Annotated in this window: 17 protein-coding genes and 3 tRNA genes; 17 read left to right on the forward strand and 3 right to left on the reverse strand. The window is 37.6% G+C overall.

The annotated features are described in order from the left end of the window. Positions 1-91 precede the first annotated feature (91 nt). The 13 genes from EPI11_RS02750 (at position 92) to EPI11_RS02810 (ending at position 13,228) form a co-directional block, all read left to right on the forward strand. A tRNA-Tyr gene (locus EPI11_RS02750) sits at positions 92-172 on the forward strand. Between the two features lie 24 nt (positions 173-196). Next, a tRNA-Thr gene (locus tag EPI11_RS02755) sits at positions 197-268 on the forward strand. A 54-nt stretch (positions 269-322) separates the two neighbouring features. Beyond that, positions 323-1,507 (forward strand): elongation factor Tu, encoded by a 1,185-nt coding sequence (tuf, locus tag EPI11_RS02760; RefSeq protein WP_128388419.1) that lies wholly within the window; start codon positions 323-325, stop codon positions 1,505-1,507. 60 nt (positions 1,508-1,567) lie between these two features. Then, positions 1,568-1,638: transfer RNA gene (locus tag EPI11_RS02765), tRNA-Trp, on the forward strand. A gap of 16 nt (positions 1,639-1,654) precedes the next feature. Continuing rightward, positions 1,655-1,852 carry a preprotein translocase subunit SecE gene (secE, locus tag EPI11_RS02770; protein ID WP_128388420.1) on the forward strand — a complete coding sequence of 66 codons (198 nt, stop codon included), beginning with the start codon at positions 1,655-1,657 and terminating at the stop codon, positions 1,850-1,852. Positions 1,853-1,861: 9 nt separating this feature from the next. Then, positions 1,862-2,413, forward strand: a complete 552-nt coding sequence (gene nusG, locus EPI11_RS02775; RefSeq protein WP_128388421.1) for a transcription termination/antitermination protein NusG — start codon at positions 1,862-1,864, stop codon at positions 2,411-2,413. A gap of 70 nt (positions 2,414-2,483) precedes the next feature. Next, positions 2,484-2,921: a 50S ribosomal protein L11 gene (gene rplK, locus EPI11_RS02780; protein WP_128388422.1), complete on the forward strand. Its 438-nt coding sequence runs from the start codon at positions 2,484-2,486 to the stop codon at positions 2,919-2,921. Positions 2,922-2,939: 18 nt separating this feature from the next. Further along, entirely contained in the window at positions 2,940-3,629 is a 690-nt protein-coding gene (gene rplA, locus EPI11_RS02785; protein WP_128388423.1) for a 50S ribosomal protein L1, read from the forward strand. A gap of 22 nt (positions 3,630-3,651) precedes the next feature. Further along, complete coding sequence (rplJ, locus tag EPI11_RS02790) at positions 3,652-4,167, forward strand: 50S ribosomal protein L10 (protein ID WP_128388424.1); 516 nt, start codon at positions 3,652-3,654, stop codon at positions 4,165-4,167. Between the two features lie 62 nt (positions 4,168-4,229). Next, entirely contained in the window at positions 4,230-4,604 is a 375-nt protein-coding gene (gene rplL / locus EPI11_RS02795; protein WP_128388425.1) for a 50S ribosomal protein L7/L12, read from the forward strand. 127 nt (positions 4,605-4,731) lie between these two features. Continuing rightward, entirely contained in the window at positions 4,732-8,544 is a 3,813-nt protein-coding gene (gene rpoB, locus EPI11_RS02800; protein WP_128388426.1) for a DNA-directed RNA polymerase subunit beta, read from the forward strand. A gap of 69 nt (positions 8,545-8,613) precedes the next feature. After that, entirely contained in the window at positions 8,614-12,912 is a 4,299-nt protein-coding gene (rpoC, locus tag EPI11_RS02805; protein WP_128388427.1) for a DNA-directed RNA polymerase subunit beta', read from the forward strand. Between the two features lie 4 nt (positions 12,913-12,916). Continuing rightward, complete coding sequence (locus tag EPI11_RS02810; protein WP_128388428.1) at positions 12,917-13,228, forward strand: DUF3467 domain-containing protein; 312 nt, start codon at positions 12,917-12,919, stop codon at positions 13,226-13,228. A 78-nt stretch (positions 13,229-13,306) separates the two neighbouring features. On the opposite strand, the gene EPI11_RS02815 is transcribed toward EPI11_RS02810, so the two are convergent. Together EPI11_RS02815 and EPI11_RS02820 are read right to left on the reverse strand one after the other, a co-directional pair. Then, entirely contained in the window at positions 13,307-13,549 is a 243-nt protein-coding gene (locus tag EPI11_RS02815) for a hypothetical protein (RefSeq protein ID WP_128388429.1), read from the reverse strand. 214 nt (positions 13,550-13,763) lie between these two features. Then, positions 13,764-14,777, reverse strand: a complete 1,014-nt coding sequence (locus EPI11_RS02820) for an acyltransferase (protein ID WP_128388430.1) — start codon at positions 14,775-14,777, stop codon at positions 13,764-13,766. A 149-nt stretch (positions 14,778-14,926) separates the two neighbouring features. Here EPI11_RS02820 and mutL point away from each other — a divergent pair, with 149 nt between their 5' ends. The 4 genes from mutL to EPI11_RS02840 are packed head-to-tail and all read left to right on the forward strand — an operon-like array spanning position 14,927 to position 19,564. Continuing rightward, the gene (mutL, locus tag EPI11_RS02825; RefSeq protein WP_128388431.1) at positions 14,927-16,789 is read left to right on the forward strand and encodes a DNA mismatch repair endonuclease MutL; all 1,863 of its coding nucleotides are present in this window, start codon (positions 14,927-14,929) and stop codon (positions 16,787-16,789) included. Next, complete coding sequence (locus EPI11_RS02830) at positions 16,789-17,601, forward strand: rhomboid family intramembrane serine protease (protein ID WP_206619085.1); 813 nt, start codon at positions 16,789-16,791, stop codon at positions 17,599-17,601. The genes mutL and EPI11_RS02830 overlap by 1 nt, the downstream gene beginning before the upstream one ends. Position 17,602: 1 nt before the next feature. Beyond that, positions 17,603-18,502: a rhomboid family protein gene (locus tag EPI11_RS02835; RefSeq protein WP_128388433.1), complete on the forward strand. Its 900-nt coding sequence runs from the start codon at positions 17,603-17,605 to the stop codon at positions 18,500-18,502. Between the two features lie 30 nt (positions 18,503-18,532). Next, positions 18,533-19,564, forward strand: a complete 1,032-nt coding sequence (locus tag EPI11_RS02840; protein ID WP_128388434.1) for an endonuclease/exonuclease/phosphatase family protein — start codon at positions 18,533-18,535, stop codon at positions 19,562-19,564. Here the strand turns inward: EPI11_RS02840 and EPI11_RS02845 are convergent, their stop codons facing one another. Continuing rightward, entirely contained in the window at positions 19,565-20,176 is a 612-nt protein-coding gene (locus EPI11_RS02845) for a WbqC family protein (protein WP_128388435.1), read from the reverse strand. Positions 20,177-20,229 lie beyond the last annotated feature (53 nt).

Genomic DNA, 20,229 nt, shown 5'->3' on the forward strand with positions numbered 1-20,229 from the left:
GGGTTTAGCGGAGAAGCGCGAAGGTGAAGTCTCGAAATTATGAAATATTTGCTCAAACGTTTTTTGAAAAACAACTGAAAAGTAAAGGTTAGGGGAGATACTCAAGCGGCCAACGAGGGCAGACTGTAAATCTGCTGGGTAACCTTCGCAGGTTCGAATCCTGCTCTCCCCACAAATTAAGCGAAAGCTTATGTCGGCCGGTGTAGCTCAGGGGTAGAGTGCTTCCTTGGTAAGGAAGAGGTCACGGGTTCAATTCCCGTCATTGGCTCAAGTTTAGAGAATTTGAACACTAATTATATAACTAAGATTAAATTATTAAATCATGGCAAAGGAAACTTTTGATCGTTCCAAACCCCACTTGAATATTGGTACTATTGGACACGTGGATCACGGAAAAACTACTTTAACTGCAGCTATTACTAAAGTATTATCTGATGCAGGTTATTCTGAAGCAAAATCATTTGATCAAATTGATAACGCTCCTGAAGAAAAAGAAAGAGGTATTACTATTAATACATCTCACGTAGAGTACGCTACAGCTAATCGTCACTATGCTCACGTTGACTGTCCAGGTCACGCGGATTACGTGAAAAACATGGTTACTGGTGCTGCTCAGATGGATGGAGCTATCCTTGTGGTTGCTGCTACAGATGGTCCAATGCCACAAACTCGTGAGCACATCCTTCTAGGTCGCCAGGTTGGTGTTCCAAGAATGGTAGTTTTCATGAACAAAGTAGATATGGTTGATGATGCTGAGCTTCTTGAGCTAGTTGAAATGGAAATCAGAGATCTATTGTCTTTCTATCAGTATGATGGAGATAATGGACCGGTTATCCAAGGTTCTGCTCTTGGTGCACTTAATGGTGAGCCGAAATGGGTTGATACAGTTTTAGAGCTTATGGCTGCTGTTGATACATGGATCGAAATGCCGGTACGTGATGTTGAGAAACCATTCCTTATGCCTGTTGAAGATGTATTTACAATTACTGGTCGTGGAACTGTTGCTACAGGTCGTATCGAAACAGGTATTGCAAACACAGGAGATGCAGTTGAAATCATTGGTATGGGAGCTGAGAAATTAACTTCTACTATTACAGGTGTTGAGATGTTCCGTAAGATCCTTGATAGAGGTGAAGCTGGAGATAACGTTGGTCTACTTCTTAGAGGTATTGACAAAGCGGATATCAAAAGAGGTATGGTTATCGTTAAGCCAGGATCTGTTAAGCCACATGCTCATTTCAATGCAGAGGTTTATATCCTTAAAAAAGAAGAAGGTGGACGTCACACTCCATTCCATAATAACTACCGTCCACAGTTCTATGTAAGAACTACAGACGTTACAGGTACAATTACTCTTCCAGCTGGTGTAGAGATGGTTATGCCTGGTGACAACCTTACTATCGAGGTTACGCTTCTTAGCCCAATCGCTCTTAGCGTTGGTCTTCGTTTCGCAATCCGTGAAGGTGGTAGAACAGTAGGTGCTGGTCAGGTTACTGAAATTCTATAGTACGTTATTTATAATATATTAAATCAGCTGGTGCTGTAAAGTACCGGCTGATTTTTACAAACGGGTGTAGTTCAAGGGTAGAATAGCGGTCTCCAAAACCGTTGATGGGGGTTCGAATCCCTCCACCCGTGCAAAAACAAATATAAAATGGCAAAGGTTACTAATTACATATCAGAGGCATTTACAGAGTTAAAAACTAATGTAACATGGCCAGAATGGGCTGAGATTCAGCGCCTAACTATTATTGTTGCTGTTTTTTCGATAATATTTGCTATGATAACTTTCGGTATCGATAAAGGATTTGAGGTTCTTGTGGCGAAGATATATGGTTTCTTAAAAAATTAATTTTATTGTATGACTGATAACAATGTCAAAAAGTGGTATGTGGTTAGAGCGGTAAGCGGTCAGGAAAATAAAGTTAAGAACTACATAGAGACGGAAATCAATAGACTTGGAATGTCAGATTATATTTCACAGGTTCTTGTGCCTACTGAGAAAGTGGTACAGGTTCGTGATGGAAAAAAAATCAGTAAAGACAGAGTTTATTTTCCGGGTTATGTAATGGTAGAAGCTAACTTAACTGGAGAAATACCACACATTATAAAGTCTATTACTGGTGTTATTGGCTTTCTTGGAGAAACTAAAGGTGGCGATGCGGTTCCGTTACGCCTTTCTGAGGTTAACAGGATGCTTGGCAAAGTAGACGAATTGTCTGTTAAAACTGACAATGTTTCTATACCGTTTACGGTTGGTGAAACTATTAAAGTTATTGATGGACCTTTTAACGGTTTTAACGGTACAGTTGAAAAAGTTAATGAAGAAAAGCGTAAGCTTGAAGTTATGGTGAAGATTTTCGGAAGAAAAACACCACTGGAGCTAAGTTTTATGCAAGTAGAAAAAGTATAATTTTTGTTACACTTATTATAAATCACATCATTCGCTTCCAATGAAGATGTGCTAAATTTTTTTTAAAGAAATGGCTAAAGAAATTAGTAAAGTAGTTAAACTACAAGTTAAGGGAGGTGCTGCGAACCCGTCGCCACCGGTTGGACCTGCTTTGGGGGCTGCTGGAGTTAACATCATGGAGTTCTGTAAGCAGTTTAATGCTAGAACTCAGGATAAACCAGGCAAAATCTTACCAGTACAAATTACTGTGTATAAAGACAAATCTTTCGAGTTTGTTGTTAAAACGCCACCGGCTGCTATTCAGTTATTGGATGCTGCTAAATTAAAGGGAGGTTCTGGAGAACCAAATCGTAAAAAAGTAGCAAACGTAACCTGGGATCAAATCAGGACTATTGCTGAAGACAAGATTGTAGACTTAAATGCTTTCACGATTGAGAAAGCTATGAGTATGATCGCTGGAACAGCAAGGTCTATGGGTATAACAGTATCAGGAACAGCTCCTTTTTAATAAAAAGAAAAAGAAGACATGGCAAAATTGACAAAAAAACAGAAAGAGGCTGCATCTAAAATTGAGAAGAACAAGCTGTATTCATTGAAAGATGCTTCGGCATTAATCAAGGCAGTTGCTTCTGCAAAATTTGATGAGTCTGTTGATATCGCAGTACGTTTGGGTGTAGATCCAAGAAAAGCGAATCAAATGGTAAGAGGTGTTGTAACACTTCCTCATGGTACAGGTAAAGATGTAAGAGTTCTTGCTCTTGTAACACCTGATAAAGAAGCTGAAGCTAAAGCTGCAGGTGCAGACTTCGTAGGTTTAGATGATTACCTTCAAAAAATTAAAGACGGATGGACAGATGTTGATGTTATCATCACTATGCCGGCAGTTATGGGTAAATTAGGTCCTTTAGGTAGAATATTAGGCCCACGTGGTTTAATGCCAAACCCTAAAACAGGAACTGTAACCATGGATGTGGCTAAAGCTGTACAAGAAGTTAAAGCTGGTAAAATCGACTTTAAAGTTGATAAAACAGGTATCGTTCATGCTGGTATAGGAAGAATTTCTTTCGAAGCTGATAAGATCACTGACAATGCTTACGAAATTATTCAAACATTAATCAAATTGAAACCAACTGCAGCAAAAGGTACATACATCAAGAGTATCCATATCTCTAGTACTATGAGCCCTGCTATAGCTTTAGACCCTAAAGCGGTATAATTGGTAGTTAATAAGTTTTATTATGACGAAAGAAGAAAAATCAAAAGTTATTGAAGATTTAACTGCACAGTTAGCCGGTACAAATGTTATTTATGTAACAGATATTTCCGGTCTTAATGCAGAAAATACTTCTAACTTAAGAAGAGCTTGCTTTAAAGCAGGTATACAGTTGGCTGTTGTTAAAAATACCCTTCTTGAAAAAGCAATGGGTAGTTCTGATAACAATTATGGTGAATTACCTTCTATTTTAAAAGGAAGTACTTCTATCATGATTGCAGAGAACGGTAACGCTCCTGCTAAAATTATTAAAGAATTCCGTAAGAAATCTGATAAGCCTGTATTAAAAGGTGCTTACATCCACGAAGCAGTATTCATTGGTGACAATCAACTTGACACTCTTGTATCGCTTAAATCTAAGGATGAAGTTATCGGAGAGATCATCGGTCTTCTTCAATCTCCTGCTAAAAATGTTATTTCTGCTCTTAAATCGGGTGGTAATACAATTGCAGGACTTGTTAAAACATTATCTGAAAGATAATAACCCCGCGAGAACGCACTTTATAAATTATATATTACAAACTATTTAAAACGATAGAAAAAATGGCAGATTTGAAACAATTCGCAGAACAATTAGTTAACCTTACTGTTAAAGAAGTTAACGAACTAGCTACAATATTAAAAGATGAGTACGGAATCGAGCCTGCTGCTGCTGCAGTTGTTGCTGGTCCTGCTGCAGGTGGAGATGCTCCAGTTGCTGAAGAGCAAACTGAATTCACTGTTGTACTTAAAGATGCTGGTGCTTCTAAATTAGCAGTTGTTAAAGCTGTAAAAGAACTTACAGGTTTAGGACTTAAAGAAGCTAAAGATCTAGTTGACGGTGTTCCTGCTAACGTAAAAGAAGCGGTATCTAAAGAAGAGGCTGAAGGTCTTAAAAAATCTTTAGAAGAAGCTGGAGCTGTTGTTGAGCTTAAATAAGCTTACATCGGTTTGAAAACCCAGGTTTAGGCCTTGAGAAGTACTCTCAAAGGCCTAAACCATTTTTCGTATAATAACATTTTATACGATTTTTAATAAATTATTTTAATCAAAATTTTGTCCATTGATGATAACAAATCAGACTGAAAGATTAAATTTTGCCTCAACAAAAAACATCCCTGATTACCCGGACTTCCTTGACATTCAGGTAAAATCCTTTAAGGATTTTTTCCAGCTTGAAACCAAATCAGATGAAAGAGGCAACGAAGGTCTTTATAACACCTTCATGGAAAACTTTCCGATTACTGATACTAGAAATCAGTTTGTATTGGAGTTCCTTGATTACTTTGTTGATCCGCCACGTTATACAATTGAAGAATGTATAGACAGAGGGCTTACATATAGTGTACCTTTAAAAGCAAGGTTGAAATTATATTGTACAGACCCCGAGCATGAAGATTTTGAAACAATTGTACAAGATGTATATTTGGGAACTATCCCATACATGACACCAAGCGGTACCTTTGTTATCAACGGTGCAGAACGTGTTGTTGTATCACAGCTTCACAGGTCTCCCGGAGTTTTCTTTGGCCAGTCATTCCATGCAAACGGAACAAAATTATACTCTGCAAGGGTAATACCTTTCAAAGGTTCGTGGATAGAGTTTGCCACTGATATTAACAGTGTGATGTATGCTTACATTGACAGGAAGAAAAAATTACCTGTTACTACACTATTTAGAGCTATTGGTTTTGAAAGGGATAAAGATATCCTTGAAATATTTGACCTTGCTGAAGAAATCAAGGTATCAAAAACAGGTCTTAAAAAGTATATCGGAAGAAGGCTTGCTGCACGTGTATTGAATACTTGGCACGAAGATTTCGTGGATGAGGATACAGGTGAGGTAGTTTCTATCGAGCGTAACGAGATTATATTAGACAGAGATACTATTATCGATAAAGATAATGTTGAAGAGATCATTGATTCTAATGTAAAAACGATACTGCTTCATAAAGAGGATAACAATCAGGCAGATTATGCTATTATCCATAATACTTTACAGAAAGACCCTACTAACTCTGAAAAAGAAGCTGTAGAGCATATTTACCGTCAGCTGCGTAATGCAGAACCACCTGATGAGGAAACAGCTCGAGGCATTATAGATAAATTGTTCTTCTCAGATCAACGTTATAACTTAGGTGAAGTTGGTCGTTACAGAATGAACAAAAAACTTGGTCTTGACATTCCAATGGAAAAGCAAGTGCTTACCAAAGAGGATATCATTACCATTGTAAAATACCTTATTGAGCTTATCAACTCTAAAGCAGAGATTGATGATATTGACCACTTATCTAACCGTCGTGTACGTACAGTAGGTGAGCAGTTATCTGCACAATTCGGTGTAGGTCTTGCGCGTATGGCGAGAACTATTAGAGAGCGTATGAACGTTAGAGATAACGAGGTGTTTACACCTATCGACCTTATCAATGCTAAAACATTGTCGTCGGTAATCAACTCTTTCTTTGGTACAAACCAGTTATCGCAGTTTATGGACCAGACTAACCCTCTAGCTGAGATAACCCACAAAAGAAGGTTATCTGCACTAGGACCAGGTGGTCTTTCCAGAGAACGTGCAGGATTTGAGGTACGTGACGTTCATTATACTCACTATGGCCGTTTATGTCCTATCGAAACGCCTGAGGGGCCAAACATTGGTTTGATCTCTTCTCTAGGTGTTTACGCTAAGGTAAATGGTATGGGCTTTATTGAAACGCCTTACCGTAAAGTAACTGATGGTAAAGTAGATTTAGTTTCAACTCCAATATACCTGAGCGCTGAAGAAGAAGAAGGTAAGATGATTGCTCAGGCAAACATCGCAATGGATGCTGAAGGTAAAATTACTGCTGACAAAGTTATTGCTCGTGAAGAGGGTGACTTCCCTGTAGTTGATCCGGTAGCGGTTCATTATACAGACGTTGCACCTAACCAGATCGCTTCGATTTCGGCTTCATTGATTCCATTCCTGGAACATGATGATGCTAACCGTGCGTTGATGGGATCGAACATGATGCGTCAGGCAGTTCCATTATTACGTCCGGAAGCACCAATTGTAGGTACAGGTTTAGAGCGCCAAGTGGCTTCTGATTCAAGGGTACTTATCAATGCTGAAGGTTCGGGAACTGTTGAGTATGTTGATGCTAACATGATTACCATTAAATATGACAGAACTGATCGTGAGAGAAGTGTAAGCTTTGATACCGATGAGAAAACATATCAGTTGATCAAGTTTAGAAAAACTAACCAGAGTACAAGTATCAACCTTAAGCCTATCGTAAGAAGAGGTGACAGAGTGAAATTGGGTCAGGTTCTTTGTGAAGGTTATGCTACGCAAAATGGTGAGCTTGCTCTTGGTAGAAACCTAAAAGTGGCGTTCATGCCATGGAAAGGTTACAACTTTGAGGATGCGATCGTGATCTCTGAAAAAGTTGTTCGTGATGATATCTTCACGTCGATCCACGTAGATGACTATTCACTTGAAGTAAGGGATACAAAATTAGGTAACGAAGAGTTAACTAATGATATTCCTAACGTAAGTGAAGAAGCTACTAAAGATCTTGACGAAAACGGTATGATCAGGATTGGTGCCGAGGTTAAACCTGGCGATATCCTAATCGGTAAGATTACTCCTAAAGGAGAATCTGATCCAACACCGGAAGAAAAACTTTTACGTGCAATTTTTGGTGACAAAGCAGGTGATGTAAAAGATGCTTCATTAAAAGCGTCTCCTTCATTACATGGTGTTGTACTTGATAAAAAACTGTTTGCGCGTGCCGTTAAGGACAAACGTAAACGTACAAAAGATAAAGACGATTTAGGAAAACTTGAAATGGATTTTGAAGTTAAGTTCAGCGAACTTAAAGATAAATTAATTGACAAATTATTCAATATCGTTAATGGAAAAACTTCTCAGGGAGTAATGAATGATTTGGGTGAAGAAGTATTACCAAAAGGTAAGAAATACACTCAGAAAATGTTGTATGCTGTTGAAGATTTTGCTCACTTAACTAAAGGACAGTGGACTACGGATGACGAAACCAATGCAATGGTTAACGATCTTATCCACAACTATAAAATTAAGCTGAATGACCTTCAGGGTGCATTAAGAAGAGAGAAATTCACCATTACTGTTGGAGATGAACTTCCGTCAGGAATTTTAAAACTTGCTAAAGTTTATATCGCTAAGAAACGTAAACTTAAAGTGGGAGATAAAATGGCGGGACGTCACGGTAACAAAGGTATTGTTGCTAAGATCGTACGTCAGGAAGATATGCCGTTCCTTGAGGATGGTACTCCTGTGGACATCGTGCTTAACCCGCTTGGTGTACCTTCACGTATGAACATCGGACAGATTTATGAAACAGTTCTTGGATGGGCAGGTCAGGATTTAGGAAGGAAGTTTGCAACACCAATTTTTGATGGTGCTACTCTTGATCAAATCAATGAATTAACAGACGAGGCTGGAATTCCAAGATTTGGACATACTTACCTGTATGATGGAGGAACCGGAGAACGTTTCCACCAAGCTGCAACCGTAGGTGTTATCTATATGCTTAAATTAGGGCACATGGTAGACGATAAGATGCACGCACGTTCTATTGGTCCATACTCGCTTATCACGCAGCAGCCTCTTGGAGGTAAAGCGCAATTTGGTGGTCAGCGTTTTGGAGAGATGGAGGTTTGGGCTCTTGAGGCTTACGGTGCATCTAGTACCCTTAGGGAGATACTGACTGTTAAATCGGATGACGTTATTGGTAGAGCTAAAACTTACGAAGCTATCGTTAAGGGTGAAACTATGCCGGAACCGGGATTACCTGAATCGTTCAATGTATTAATGCATGAACTTAAAGGTCTTGGACTTGACATCAGATTAGAAGAATAAATTTCCATGGGAACGGCTTTGCGGCCGTTCCCTTCTATACTTTTTTAATAAATCGATAGATTACATATCATGACGAGATTAAAAGATAAAAATACCGTTAAAAGGTTCAACAAGATTTCCATCGGACTTGCTTCGCCGGAATCTATTCTTGCTGAATCAAGAGGTGAAGTTCTTAAGCCGGAAACAATTAACTATCGTACACACAAACCGGAAAGAGACGGCCTTTTCTGTGAGCGTATTTTCGGTCCTGTAAAGGATTTTGAATGTGCTTGTGGTAAATATAAAAGGATTCGTTATAAAGGGATTGTTTGTGACCGATGCGGTGTTGAAGTTACCGAAAAGAAAGTACGCCGTGACAGGGTAGGACACATCAATCTTGTAGTGCCTATTGCTCACATATGGTATTTCCGTTCGCTTCCTAATAAAATTGGTTATATCCTTGGCTTACCGTCTAAAAAATTAGACATGATCATATACTATGAAAGGTATGTGGTTATTCAGGCTGGTATTGCTAAAGGTGCAGAAGGTGAATCACTTTCTAGACTAGACTTTTTAACTGAAGAAGAGTACCTAAATATATTAGATACCCTTCCTGCAGAAAATCAATATTTAGACGACAACGACCCTAACAAGTTTATTGCTAAAATGGGTGCTGAGTGTATTATGGATCTTTTGGCAAGAATTGACCTTGATGTTCTTTCTTACCAACTGCGCCACAGTGCAAATACAGAAACGTCTAAACAACGTAAAACGGAAGCCCTTAAAAGGCTTCAGGTAGTAGAATCATTCCGTGAGTCTAACAACAATAGGGAAAACCGCCCAGAGTGGATGATCCTTAAAGTTATACCGGTTATCCCACCAGAGCTTCGCCCATTAGTGCCGCTTGATGGAGGACGTTTTGCAACTTCCGATTTGAACGACCTTTACAGAAGAGTAATCATCCGTAACAACCGTTTAAAAAGGTTAATGGAGATCAAAGCTCCGGAAGTTATCCTTCGTAACGAAAAGCGTATGCTGCAGGAATCTGTAGATTCACTTTTTGATAATACAAGAAAAGCTTCTGCTGTTAAAACAGAATCTAACAGACCATTAAAATCATTATCAGATTCATTAAAAGGTAAACAAGGTCGTTTCCGTCAAAACCTTCTGGGTAAACGTGTTGACTACTCTGCACGTTCGGTAATCGTCGTTGGACCAGAAATGAAACTTTTTGAATGTGGTCTTCCTAAAGATATGGCTGCTGAACTTTACAAACCATTCGTTATCAGGAAACTGATTGAACGTGGAATTGTAAAAACAGTTAAGTCAGCTAAGAAAATAATAGACAAGAAAGAACCTGTAGTTTGGGATATCCTTGAAAACGTAATTAAAGGTCACCCTGTATTACTAAACAGGGCTCCTACTTTGCACAGACTTGGTATCCAGGCTTTCCAGCCAAAACTTATTGAAGGAAAAGCGATTCAGCTTCACCCATTAGTATGTACGGCATTTAATGCGGATTTTGATGGTGACCAGATGGCGGTACACCTTCCGTTAGGACCAGAGGCTATTCTTGAAGCACAGTTATTAATGCTTGCTTCTCACAATATCCTTAACCCTGCAAACGGTGCGCCTATCACGGTACCTTCTCAAGACATGGTACTTGGTCTGTACTACATGACCAAAGAACGTCTTTCTACTCCTGAGAAGAAAATATTAGGTGAAGGCCTTACATTCTATTCTGCAGAAGAAGTAAATATTGCATTAAACGAAGGCAGGTTAGAACTTAATGCCCGTGTGAGAATACGTGCTAAAGATTTTAACGAAGAAGGAGAACTTGTTTACAAAATTATCCAGACAACTGCTGGTAGGGTATTATTTAATGAGGTTGTGCCGCAAGCGGCAGGATACATCAATGAGATCCTTACTAAAAAATCATTAAGGGATATTATCGGTTCTATTTTAAGTGTTACCGATGTGCCTACAACGGCTGCGTTCCTTGATAATATGAAAGATATGGGTTACAAATTCGCCTTCAAAGGTGGATTGTCATTCAGCTTAGGTGATATTATTATCCCTGCTAGAAAACAGGAACTTATTGACGATGCAAACGAGCAGGTTGATGCGATTTCTGTTAACTATAACATGGGTCTTATTACTAACAACGAGCGTTACAACCAGGTTATTGACGTGTGGACATCTACGAATGCTACGCTTACAGAACTTGCCATGAAAAACATTAGAGAAGACCAGCAAGGTTTCAACTCGGTTTACATGATGCTTGATTCTGGGGCGAGGGGTTCTAAAGAACAGATTCGTCAGTTAACAGGTATGCGTGGTTTGATGGCTAAGCCTAAAAAATCTACTGCCGGTGGTGGTGAGATTATTGAAAACCCGATCCTTTCTAACTTTAAGGAAGGTCTTTCGATCCTTGAGTACTTTATTTCTACTCACGGTGCTCGTAAAGGTCTTGCGGATACTGCTCTTAAAACGGCAGATGCCGGGTACCTTACAAGAAGGCTGCATGACGTTTCTCAAGACGTTATTGTAAACTCTGTAGATTGTGGTACACTTAGGGGTATTGAAGTATCAGCGTTAAAGAAAAATGAAGAGATTGTTGAGACTCTAGGTGAAAGAATCTTAGGTCGTGTTGCTTTACAGGATGTAATTAACCCGTTAACGAGTGAAATTCTTGTACATGCAGGCGAGCAGATTAAAGAAGCTGAAGTTAAAGCTATAAATGCTGCACCAATAGAGAGAGTAGAAGTACGTTCTCCATTAACATGTGAAGCAAGAAAAGGTATCTGTGCAAAATGTTACGGTCGTAACCTTGCAACCGGTAAAATGACCCAAAGAGGTGAAGCAGTAGGTGTTATTGCAGCACAGTCAATTGGTGAGCCGGGAACTCAGCTTACACTTCGTACATTCCACGTTGGTGGTGTTGCGGGTGGTATTTCTGAGGAGTCAAGCATTGTTACACGTTTCGCAGGTAGACTTGAAATAGAAGACCTTAAAACTGTAAAAGGCGAAGATCTTGAAGGTAACCCTACAGATATCGTTGTTTCACGTTCTTCTGAATTAAAATTAGTTGACGAGAAAACAGGAATTCTATTAAATACACACAATATTCCTTACGGTTCAAGCATCTATGTTAAAGATGGTGATGTCGTAGAAAAAGGAACTACTATATGTAAGTGGGACCCGTATAATGGTGTAATTATTTCTGAATTTACAGGTAAAGTAGCTTATGAAGATATCGAGCAGGGACAATCGTTCATGGTTGAAATCGATGAGCAGACCGGATTCCAGGAAAAAGTAATCTCTGAGGCAAGGAACAAGAAATTAATCCCAACCTTATTGATTTACGGTAAAGAAGGAGAACTTATCCGTTCTTATAACTTACCAGTTGGAGCCCACCTTATGGTAGACAACGGTGAGAAAATTAAAGCAGGTAAGATCCTTGTTAAAATACCAAGACGTTCGTCTAAAGCAGGCGATATCACGGGAGGTCTTCCAAGGATTACAGAGCTTCTTGAAGCACGTAACCCTTCTAACCCGGCTGTGGTATCTGAAATTGACGGTGTTGTTTCATTCGGTAAGATCAAAAGGGGTAACCGTGAGATCGTAATCGAGTCTAAATTTGGTGAGGTTAAGAAATATTTAGTTAAATTATCTAACCAGATCCTTGTTCAGGAAAATGACTACGTTAAAGCTGGTTTACCATTGTCAGACGGTGCTATTACTCCTGAGGATATCCTTAGAATTCAAGGCCCATCTGCAGTACAACAGTACTTAGTAAACGAGATTCAGGAAGTTTACCGTCTTCAGGGTGTTAAGATCAATGACAAACACTTTGAGGTTGTAATCCGCCAAATGATGCGTAAAGTAAGAGTTCAGGATCCGGGAGATACACTTTTCCTTGAAGACCAACTAATACATACGTCTGACTTTATTGTGGAGAACGATAAACTTTATGGAATGAAAGTTGTAGAAGACGAAGGAGATTCTGATACGCTTAAAGCTGGTCAGATCATCACACCACGTGAACTAAGAGATGAGAATTCGTTATTAAAACGTAATGATAAGAACTTAGTAACTGCAAGAGATGTAGTTCCTGCAACGGCAACTCCGGTGCTTCAGGGTATTACAAGAGCGTCGCTACAAACTAAATCATTCATCTCTGCTGCATCGTTCCAGGAAACTACAAAAGTACTGAACGAAGCTGCTGTAGCTGGTAAAGTTGACGGACTTGAAGGACTTAAAGAGAACGTTATCGTTGGTCACAGAATCCCTGCTGGTACAGGTATGAGAGATTACGACAACACTATCGTAGGTTCTAAAGAAGAATATAATGAGCTATTAACTCCTAAGGAGGAATATAACTACTAATACAATGAGCGATCAAAAACAACAACCGGGACAGATCAATATTGAACTGGATGAGAAAACAGCTGAGGGGACTTACAGTAACCTTGCTATAATCAATCATTCATCTTCAGAATTTGTTGTGGATTTTGTGAGCATTATGCCGGGTACGCCTAAGGCAAAAGTGAAATCACGCATTGTGTTAACGCCTCAGCACGCAAAAAGGCTGCTAAAGGCATTAGGTGAAAACATCCACCGCTTTGAAAGTGCCCACGGTACGATAAGCGATACGGAGCAACCTGCACTCCCTTTAACATTTGGTCCTGCAGGGCAAGCTTAATACATACTAAAAACCCTCTCAGTAAATGAGAGGGTTTTTTATTTATATGAATTATTTGGTAAATATTATTTTTAGTTTTTAAAACTTTAGTTTTTTGCTGTATAATTTTTCGTAAGCTTCGCTGCATTCCCAGCAGCCGAAGTTTTTAAAGACTTTTTTTAAATATCTTTTTGCTGCACTTTCATTTCCCCGATAATGCACTGAGATGCCTAAATAATACCAAAATATTCCACTATGTATTCCATCTTCTTCTGCATTTTTTAGATAGTAGAAAGTTTTATCATAATCTTTTTGGATAAATGATTCTCGGGCAAGATTCATAAAATAATCAAAGTTTTTAAATTTTTGCTCCGGTATAAATGGATCTGGTATTCTAAAGTTTATATATGTTGTAACTGTTTGACAGTATCCATTATTTGATAGAACTACTGCGATTATTAAGATTAAAATGTGTTTTTTCAGTCAATACTATGATAAATAGGATTATTGAAATGAATTTGTTGGGTTTGTTTTGTGTTTTATCAAAGACTTTAGATCATAAATATCTGTTTATTACAGGTATTTGTTTTAATGCCATGCTCACCATTGTACTTATAAACAAACATACTAAAGTGGTTGTAACGATCCCTACAAAAGGATTTATATAATTCCAGGTAAGATTAAGTGGTGCTATTTTGGTAAGTATTAAGATATGTACAAGATAGATATTGAAACTGTTTTTTGATATTATATCCCTGAGCTTAGATAACGCCTTATTTTTTATGGTCGAATTGAAAAGGATAGTATAGATACCAATACTTTGTAATATTACATTGAGTGTATTGTAATTGTAAAACATTTCATGAAATTGATTTTGTTTCACCGAAAAGTAATAAGTGCCTCCAATAGTAAGAAGGCTTCCCGTAATAAAAAGCAGCCAGCCCATTTTTGGAGAATTTAAAGGATATTTAGAAAGATAGTACCCTAATATAAAATAACCCGTATACTCGGAGAAAATAGATATTTTAAAATTGGGCAGGTATTCATTTAGAGTATAACCATCAATTGTAACAAAGACAAGCCATGCTACAAGGAAATATTCAAGATTGCTTTTAGATGCATTTTTCACATAAACCCTAATTATAGGAGTAATTATATATAAACCGATAAGCATATAGATATACCATAAGTGATAACTGCTTCCGTATATAAGATTTTGTAAAGCAAATTGACTAAATTCTTCTAAGTCATAATTTTTGATGAGATTTTTAATCCCATATCCATTTATGGTATAAATGAAACTAAAAATTAAAAACGGAATGATTATTTTAGATAGTTTATTTTTAAAAAAATCTTCAAGCCCATAATCCTTATTTAAAATAAAACTACCCGTGATCATGATAAATACGGGTACACAGAATCTTGCCAAACCGTCAAAAAAATTAGCAATATTCCAGTCCAGCATACTAACAGAACCTAAACTTACTACGCCCGGACCGGCAACATGAAGCATAATAACTGTTATGGTGGCAATTACTCTTAGATTCTCCACCCATTCGATCTTGTTCATTTTTTAGTATTTTTTTAACGTTTGTAAACATACCAAATTCTTTTATATTTCAATAGGCAAAATCCCTGCATTTCCAATCAGTGCTTTTGTGCCGTTCCACAATATTTCCTTAACTTTGAAGCTATTCAATAAAAATATATCCCTTTCTAATGTCGAGTATTATTCAATTGCTTCCAGACCACGTTGCCAACCAGATAGCTGCCGGAGAGGTAGTGCAGCGACCGGCATCGGTGGTAAAAGAATTGTTGGAAAATGCAGTTGATGCAGGTGCTTCCGAGATAAAACTTATCGTAAAAGACGCTGGTAAAACCCTTATTCAGGTTATAGATAATGGTAAAGGAATGTCGGTTACCGATTCCCGTTTGTGTTTTGAGCGTCATGCTACATCAAAAATACGTTTTGCAGAAGATTTGTTTTCACTCCACACTAAAGGCTTTAGAGGAGAGGCACTCGCTTCTATTGCTGCTATTGCTCATGTGGAGATGAAAACCAAACAGGATCAGGAAGAACTGGGGACCCATATTGTTATTGAAGGAAGTAAGTTTATCTCTCAGGAAGTAGCAGTATTACCACGAGGAACATCTTTTGCTATAAAAAATCTATTTTTCAACATACCTGCCCGGCGTAATTTCCTGAAGTCAGATACAGTTGAATTCCGCCATATTGTTGACGAATTCGAACGTGTAGCTTTGGCGCACTCAAATATTGGCTTTATACTTTACCATAATGGGAGCGAAATGTTTAACCTGCCATCGTCAAATCCGCGTCAGCGTATTGTAAACATTTTTAGCGGGCGTACCAATGAAAAGCTTGTTCCTGTAAAAGAAAGTACAGAGATTGTAGAAATTGAAGGTTTTGTGTGTAAACCAGAATTTGCTAAGAAGAACAGGGGAGAGCAGTTCTTTTTTGTGAATGACCGTTTTATTAAAAGCGGTTATCTGCATCATGCCGTATCTGCAGCTTATGAAGGACTATTGAAAGATGGCTCGCAGCCAGGGTATTTTCTGTATCTTACGGTTCCGCCGAATACTATAGATATTAATATCCATCCAACGAAAACAGAGGTAAAGTTTGACGATGAACATGCACTGTATGCTATACTGCGTTCTGCGATAAAACATAGTCTTGGGCAGTTTAATGTGGCACCTGTTCTTGATTTTGACCGCGATGCTAATTTAGACACACCATACAATTATGAAAATAAGGAAGCAGTAATGCCAACGGTAGTGGTAGACAGGAGTTATAACCCGTTTGCAGACGAAAAACCGTCTCGACCTACATCTGCTTCATTTTCGTCTTCGCCATCTTTTAGAAAGGCCGAAAAGGCTCCGGTTTGGGAAAGTCTTTATACAGAACTGACACAAACATCGGAAGAGGTTGAAGGATTTAGCTTTGAATCGGAAGAAGTGACAGGTTCATTGTTTAATGACAATGAAGTGGAACAGGCAGTTCAAAAAACCTACCAAATTCATAAAAAGTATATTGTAAGCCCTATTAAATCCGGGATGGTTATAATTGATCAGAAAAGAGCACACCAACGTATTCTATATGAGCAATTTTTGACTAATATTACAGTACATCATGCAGCAAGCCAGCAATTGCTGTTTCCGTTAATGCTGTACTTTAATAGATCCGAACTGGATCTAATTGAAGAGATGAGAGGAGCATTGGAAAATACTGGCTTTGTTTTTGCTGAATTCAACAGCGATCACATTGTTATCTCAGGATTACCCGTAAATGTTGTAGAAAGTGAAGTGTCAATTTTGATTGAAGAACTTATAAGCGACCTGCAGCAGGAAGTGCCCGACACCAGTTTTAGCCAAAGCGACAGTATTGCAAAATCTATGGCGCGCAGCCTTGCTATAAAAACAGGTATACTGTTAACCGAAAAAGAACAGGAAAATATGGTGAACTCACTCTTTGCATGTAAAGAACCGGGAGTTTCGCCTTTTCATAAACCAACTTTCATCACCGTGAGTGTGGAAGATTTAGATAAACGATTTGCTATATGATGAACATAACCGAAACTGTTAAGCAGTTAATTATAATTAATGTTATTTTTTTTATAGGGAGTTATCTCGTTGGTGGAGCAGCTACAGATTATTTAGCACTATATCCAGTTCAAAGTGATCAATTCCATTTTTGGCAGCCTATAACGCATATGTTTATGCATGGCAACTTGATGCATATTTTCTTTAATATGTTTGCATTATTTTCTTTTGGAAGTTTATTGGAACGCATGTGGGGTGGTAAAAAGTTTCTTTTCTTTTATTTTTCTTGCGGATTAGGAGCTGCCGCATTACATATGGGGGTGAATTATATTGAGATTCAGAATATATTGCACCAGATTTCATATATGGATTTGTCGAATGATACGATTCACCAAATTTTAAATATTCAGATAATAGAAGGAAATCATTTTAGTAATCAGCTGTTTGCAAATGGTCTTCAGCCTATTTTAGAAAAATATGGAAAATTAAGTACTTTAGATCAGACTGGATTTAATGGTTTGTTTCAGGCAGCAATGCTTAATCAAACTCCTGCTGTTGGAGCATCAGGGGCAATTTATGGTATCATGGTTGCGTTTGCATTCTTGTTCCCTAATGCGGAATTAATGATGATGTTCATACCAATACCAATAAAAGCAAAATTTTTTGTACCTATAATTGTAGCTATAGATATATATCTTGGTATAACAGGGAAATCTTTATTTGGAAGTGGAGGAGGAATAGCGCATTTCGCTCATATAGGAGGTGCACTAGTAGGTTTTATAATGATGTGGTACTGGAAAAAAGATCAATTTAAAAATAACCGTTGGAACTAATATGGGTATTATTGACGATTTAAAGATGGAATACAAAATAGGAGGGATTACTCAAAAGTTAATCTTTTGGAATGTGGGTCTTTTTGTAATCCCTATGGTTGTGTTTAGTATTCTTTCTCTGTTTAATATAGAACTTCCTTTTTTACGTTGGGATCTGCAAGGTATTTCAGACTGGCTTAGCCTTTCTTCAAATCCTTTGGATCTGTCGTGGAAACCATGGTCACTTGTAACTTATGCTTTTCTGCATGCCGGTTTTCTGCATGTATTTTTTAATATGATGGTGCTGTATTTTTCGGGTAGGTTATTTTTAACCTATTTTACGCAAAAACAGATGTTTGGGCTTTATGTGCTTGCGGGAATATTTGCTGGATTGATTTATATTGCCGGATATAGTTTAATACCATTATTAGCCGATAAAGGAGTGACTAAAATGGTTGGTGCTTCGGCTGCTATTATGGCTATTCTTGTTGCAGCGGCAACGTATGCTCCTTATTCTCAGGTGCGTTTACTGCTTATAGGTTCTGTAAAACTATGGCATATTGCAGTTGTGTTAATTCTCTTAGATTTAATACAAGTATCTGCCGAAAATCAGGGTGGACATTTGGCACACCTTGCAGGAGCATTATTTGGGTTTATTTATATTAAAATCTTACAAAGCGGTACTGATCTTAGTAAAGCTGTATCAGTAATAATTGATTTTTTTGCAGATTTGTTTAAACCTAGAAAGTCAACACCATTTAAAAAGGTACATAGAAACCCAATACAGTCGGTTAAATCACAGCCTAAGGTAAAAGATATTACGCAAAAACAAATTGACGATATCCTTGATAAAATAAGCAAATCAGGATATGATAGCCTTACCAAAGACGAGAAGGATTTCTTGTTTAAAGTTGGCAAATAATAAGTAGCTTTGAATATATAGCGACAAAAAATGAAAAAACTTTCCGGGTTTAATAAAATGATGTTTGTGCTCAATATAGTTTTAACTGTATTGACATTCATTGCTTATATATTACCTTTTCTGGCACCAAGGCTTTTTCCTTTATTGTCGGTATTTACTTTGATGATGCCATTAATGCTGCTGCTTAATGTCATGTTTTTTTTATACTGGCTTTTGCAAACAAAAAGACAGATGCTGTTGTCAGGTTTGGTACTTCTGTTAGGTATAACATTTATAAGTAAGTGTTATAAATTCTCATCAACAAATCTGCCTGAGGATAATTCCGATTTTACACTAATGAGTTATAACGTAAGGATGTTCAATCTTTATGACTGGCTGCCTGAAAGAGATATACCGCAAAAGATAATGCAGTTTGTAAAAGATAATAATGCTGATATTGTTTGTCTGCAGGAATATACTAAAAGAGGAAATGCTTCCTTTCCGGGATATAAGCACAGTTTTTTATTCGCTAAAGACGGATTGTCAGGTCAGGCTATTTTTTCTAAATATCCTATTCTAGAGAGTGGTTATATCGAATTTCCACATTCGGGCAATAATGTCATTTTTGCAGATATTGTAAAGAAAAAAGATACATTACGTGTTTACAGTATGCACATGCAGTCCATAAAAATAAGTCCGGATATTCATGAAAGGATTGACGAAGAAAAATCTAAAGTTATTTTTAGAAGGTTAAGCGAAGCATTCAAAAAACAGCAGCAGCAGGCTGAATTATTTGAGAAACACAAGAGCGAGTGCTCACATCCTATGATTATTTGCGGAGATTTGAATAATAGTGCCTTTTCTTATGTTTACAGAAGCATAAAAGGTAATATGAAAGATGCATTTGAAGAAGCTGGAAAAGGCTTTGGAAAATCGTATAATTACAAATACTATCCTGCCAGGATTGATTATGTCTTTGCAGATAAAAGTTTAGAAGTAAAGGAATACAATACGTTTAGTAAATTTACCTATTCTGACCACTTTCCAATAATGACGCGCCTGGCGTTTCACAAAGACGAATAATTATAATTTCTGATTTTTAAGATATTCTACAGCATAGCGGCCTTCATTGAATAAAAGATCCAGGATACACAGATTATTTATAAAGCCATGTTTTTCTTCAAAAACCTGTGTATAAGGCTCAAAATTAGACGTGTCTTTTTTTCCATTTACTAAATAGCGGTAATCGTTAAAAGATACAGCTTCATGAAAATACTCAGATGTTTTTTCATATTTAAAATCAATTCCAAGACAGTTGGTAACAATCTCCATAGCCTGAAAGTTCAGGTCCATCATGAAATCATGTTTTTTCTCAAATAGAGGCTTTATGTCGTCTTCAAAATACTCAAAGAAGGGTGAAGTCCTGTAAGCAGCTTCAAGTGATTTAAAATGCTGTTTCTGCCAGTCAAAGGCATGTTCTATTTTAGTATCCTTAAATTTTTGATGTGGATTTGCACTGTGCTTAACAGGGATGTTAAGTAACTGTTGCCCATTAGGGCTGTAAATATACATCCTGTTACGATTCGTTTGTTTCTGAAAATTGTCTTCAATTTCAAAAGTAACACTATCCGCTTTTACCATTGCCACAAAATGACTGATGGAAGGGAAATAAGTAGGATGTAATAAAATATTCATTGGTAATTTGTGTATTTGTTAATTTGAGAATTTGGAAACGATGATAATCTCCA

It is taken from the genome of Flavobacterium cerinum, from assembly GCF_004028155.1.
Lineage (GTDB): Bacteria > Bacteroidota > Bacteroidia > Flavobacteriales > Flavobacteriaceae > Flavobacterium > Flavobacterium cerinum.

What these genes read in the sequence shown, in the direction of transcription:
- tuf (WP_128388419.1), top strand. Translation starts at nt 323, where the DNA reads ATGGCAAAGGAAACTTTTGATCGTTCCAAACCCCACTTGAATATTGGT.
- secE (WP_128388420.1), top strand. Translation starts at nt 1,655, where the DNA reads ATGGCAAAGGTTACTAATTACATATCAGAGGCATTTACAGAGTTAAAA.
- nusG (WP_128388421.1), top strand. Translation starts at nt 1,862, where the DNA reads ATGACTGATAACAATGTCAAAAAGTGGTATGTGGTTAGAGCGGTAAGC.
- rplK (WP_128388422.1), top strand. Translation starts at nt 2,484, where the DNA reads ATGGCTAAAGAAATTAGTAAAGTAGTTAAACTACAAGTTAAGGGAGGT.
- rplA (WP_128388423.1), top strand. Translation starts at nt 2,940, where the DNA reads ATGGCAAAATTGACAAAAAAACAGAAAGAGGCTGCATCTAAAATTGAG.
- rplJ (WP_128388424.1), top strand. Translation starts at nt 3,652, where the DNA reads ATGACGAAAGAAGAAAAATCAAAAGTTATTGAAGATTTAACTGCACAG.
- rplL (WP_128388425.1), top strand. Translation starts at nt 4,230, where the DNA reads ATGGCAGATTTGAAACAATTCGCAGAACAATTAGTTAACCTTACTGTT.
- rpoB (WP_128388426.1), top strand. Translation starts at nt 4,732, where the DNA reads ATGATAACAAATCAGACTGAAAGATTAAATTTTGCCTCAACAAAAAAC.
- rpoC (WP_128388427.1), top strand. Translation starts at nt 8,614, where the DNA reads ATGACGAGATTAAAAGATAAAAATACCGTTAAAAGGTTCAACAAGATT.
- EPI11_RS02810 (WP_128388428.1), top strand. Translation starts at nt 12,917, where the DNA reads ATGAGCGATCAAAAACAACAACCGGGACAGATCAATATTGAACTGGAT.
- EPI11_RS02815 (WP_128388429.1), bottom strand. Translation starts at nt 13,549, where the DNA reads ATGAATCTTGCCCGAGAATCATTTATCCAAAAAGATTATGATAAAACT.
- EPI11_RS02820 (WP_128388430.1), bottom strand. Translation starts at nt 14,777, where the DNA reads ATGAACAAGATCGAATGGGTGGAGAATCTAAGAGTAATTGCCACCATA.
- mutL (WP_128388431.1), top strand. Translation starts at nt 14,927, where the DNA reads ATGTCGAGTATTATTCAATTGCTTCCAGACCACGTTGCCAACCAGATA.
- EPI11_RS02830 (WP_206619085.1), top strand. Translation starts at nt 16,789, where the DNA reads ATGAACATAACCGAAACTGTTAAGCAGTTAATTATAATTAATGTTATT.
- EPI11_RS02835 (WP_128388433.1), top strand. Translation starts at nt 17,603, where the DNA reads ATGGGTATTATTGACGATTTAAAGATGGAATACAAAATAGGAGGGATT.
- EPI11_RS02840 (WP_128388434.1), top strand. Translation starts at nt 18,533, where the DNA reads ATGAAAAAACTTTCCGGGTTTAATAAAATGATGTTTGTGCTCAATATA.
- EPI11_RS02845 (WP_128388435.1), bottom strand. Translation starts at nt 20,176, where the DNA reads ATGAATATTTTATTACATCCTACTTATTTCCCTTCCATCAGTCATTTT.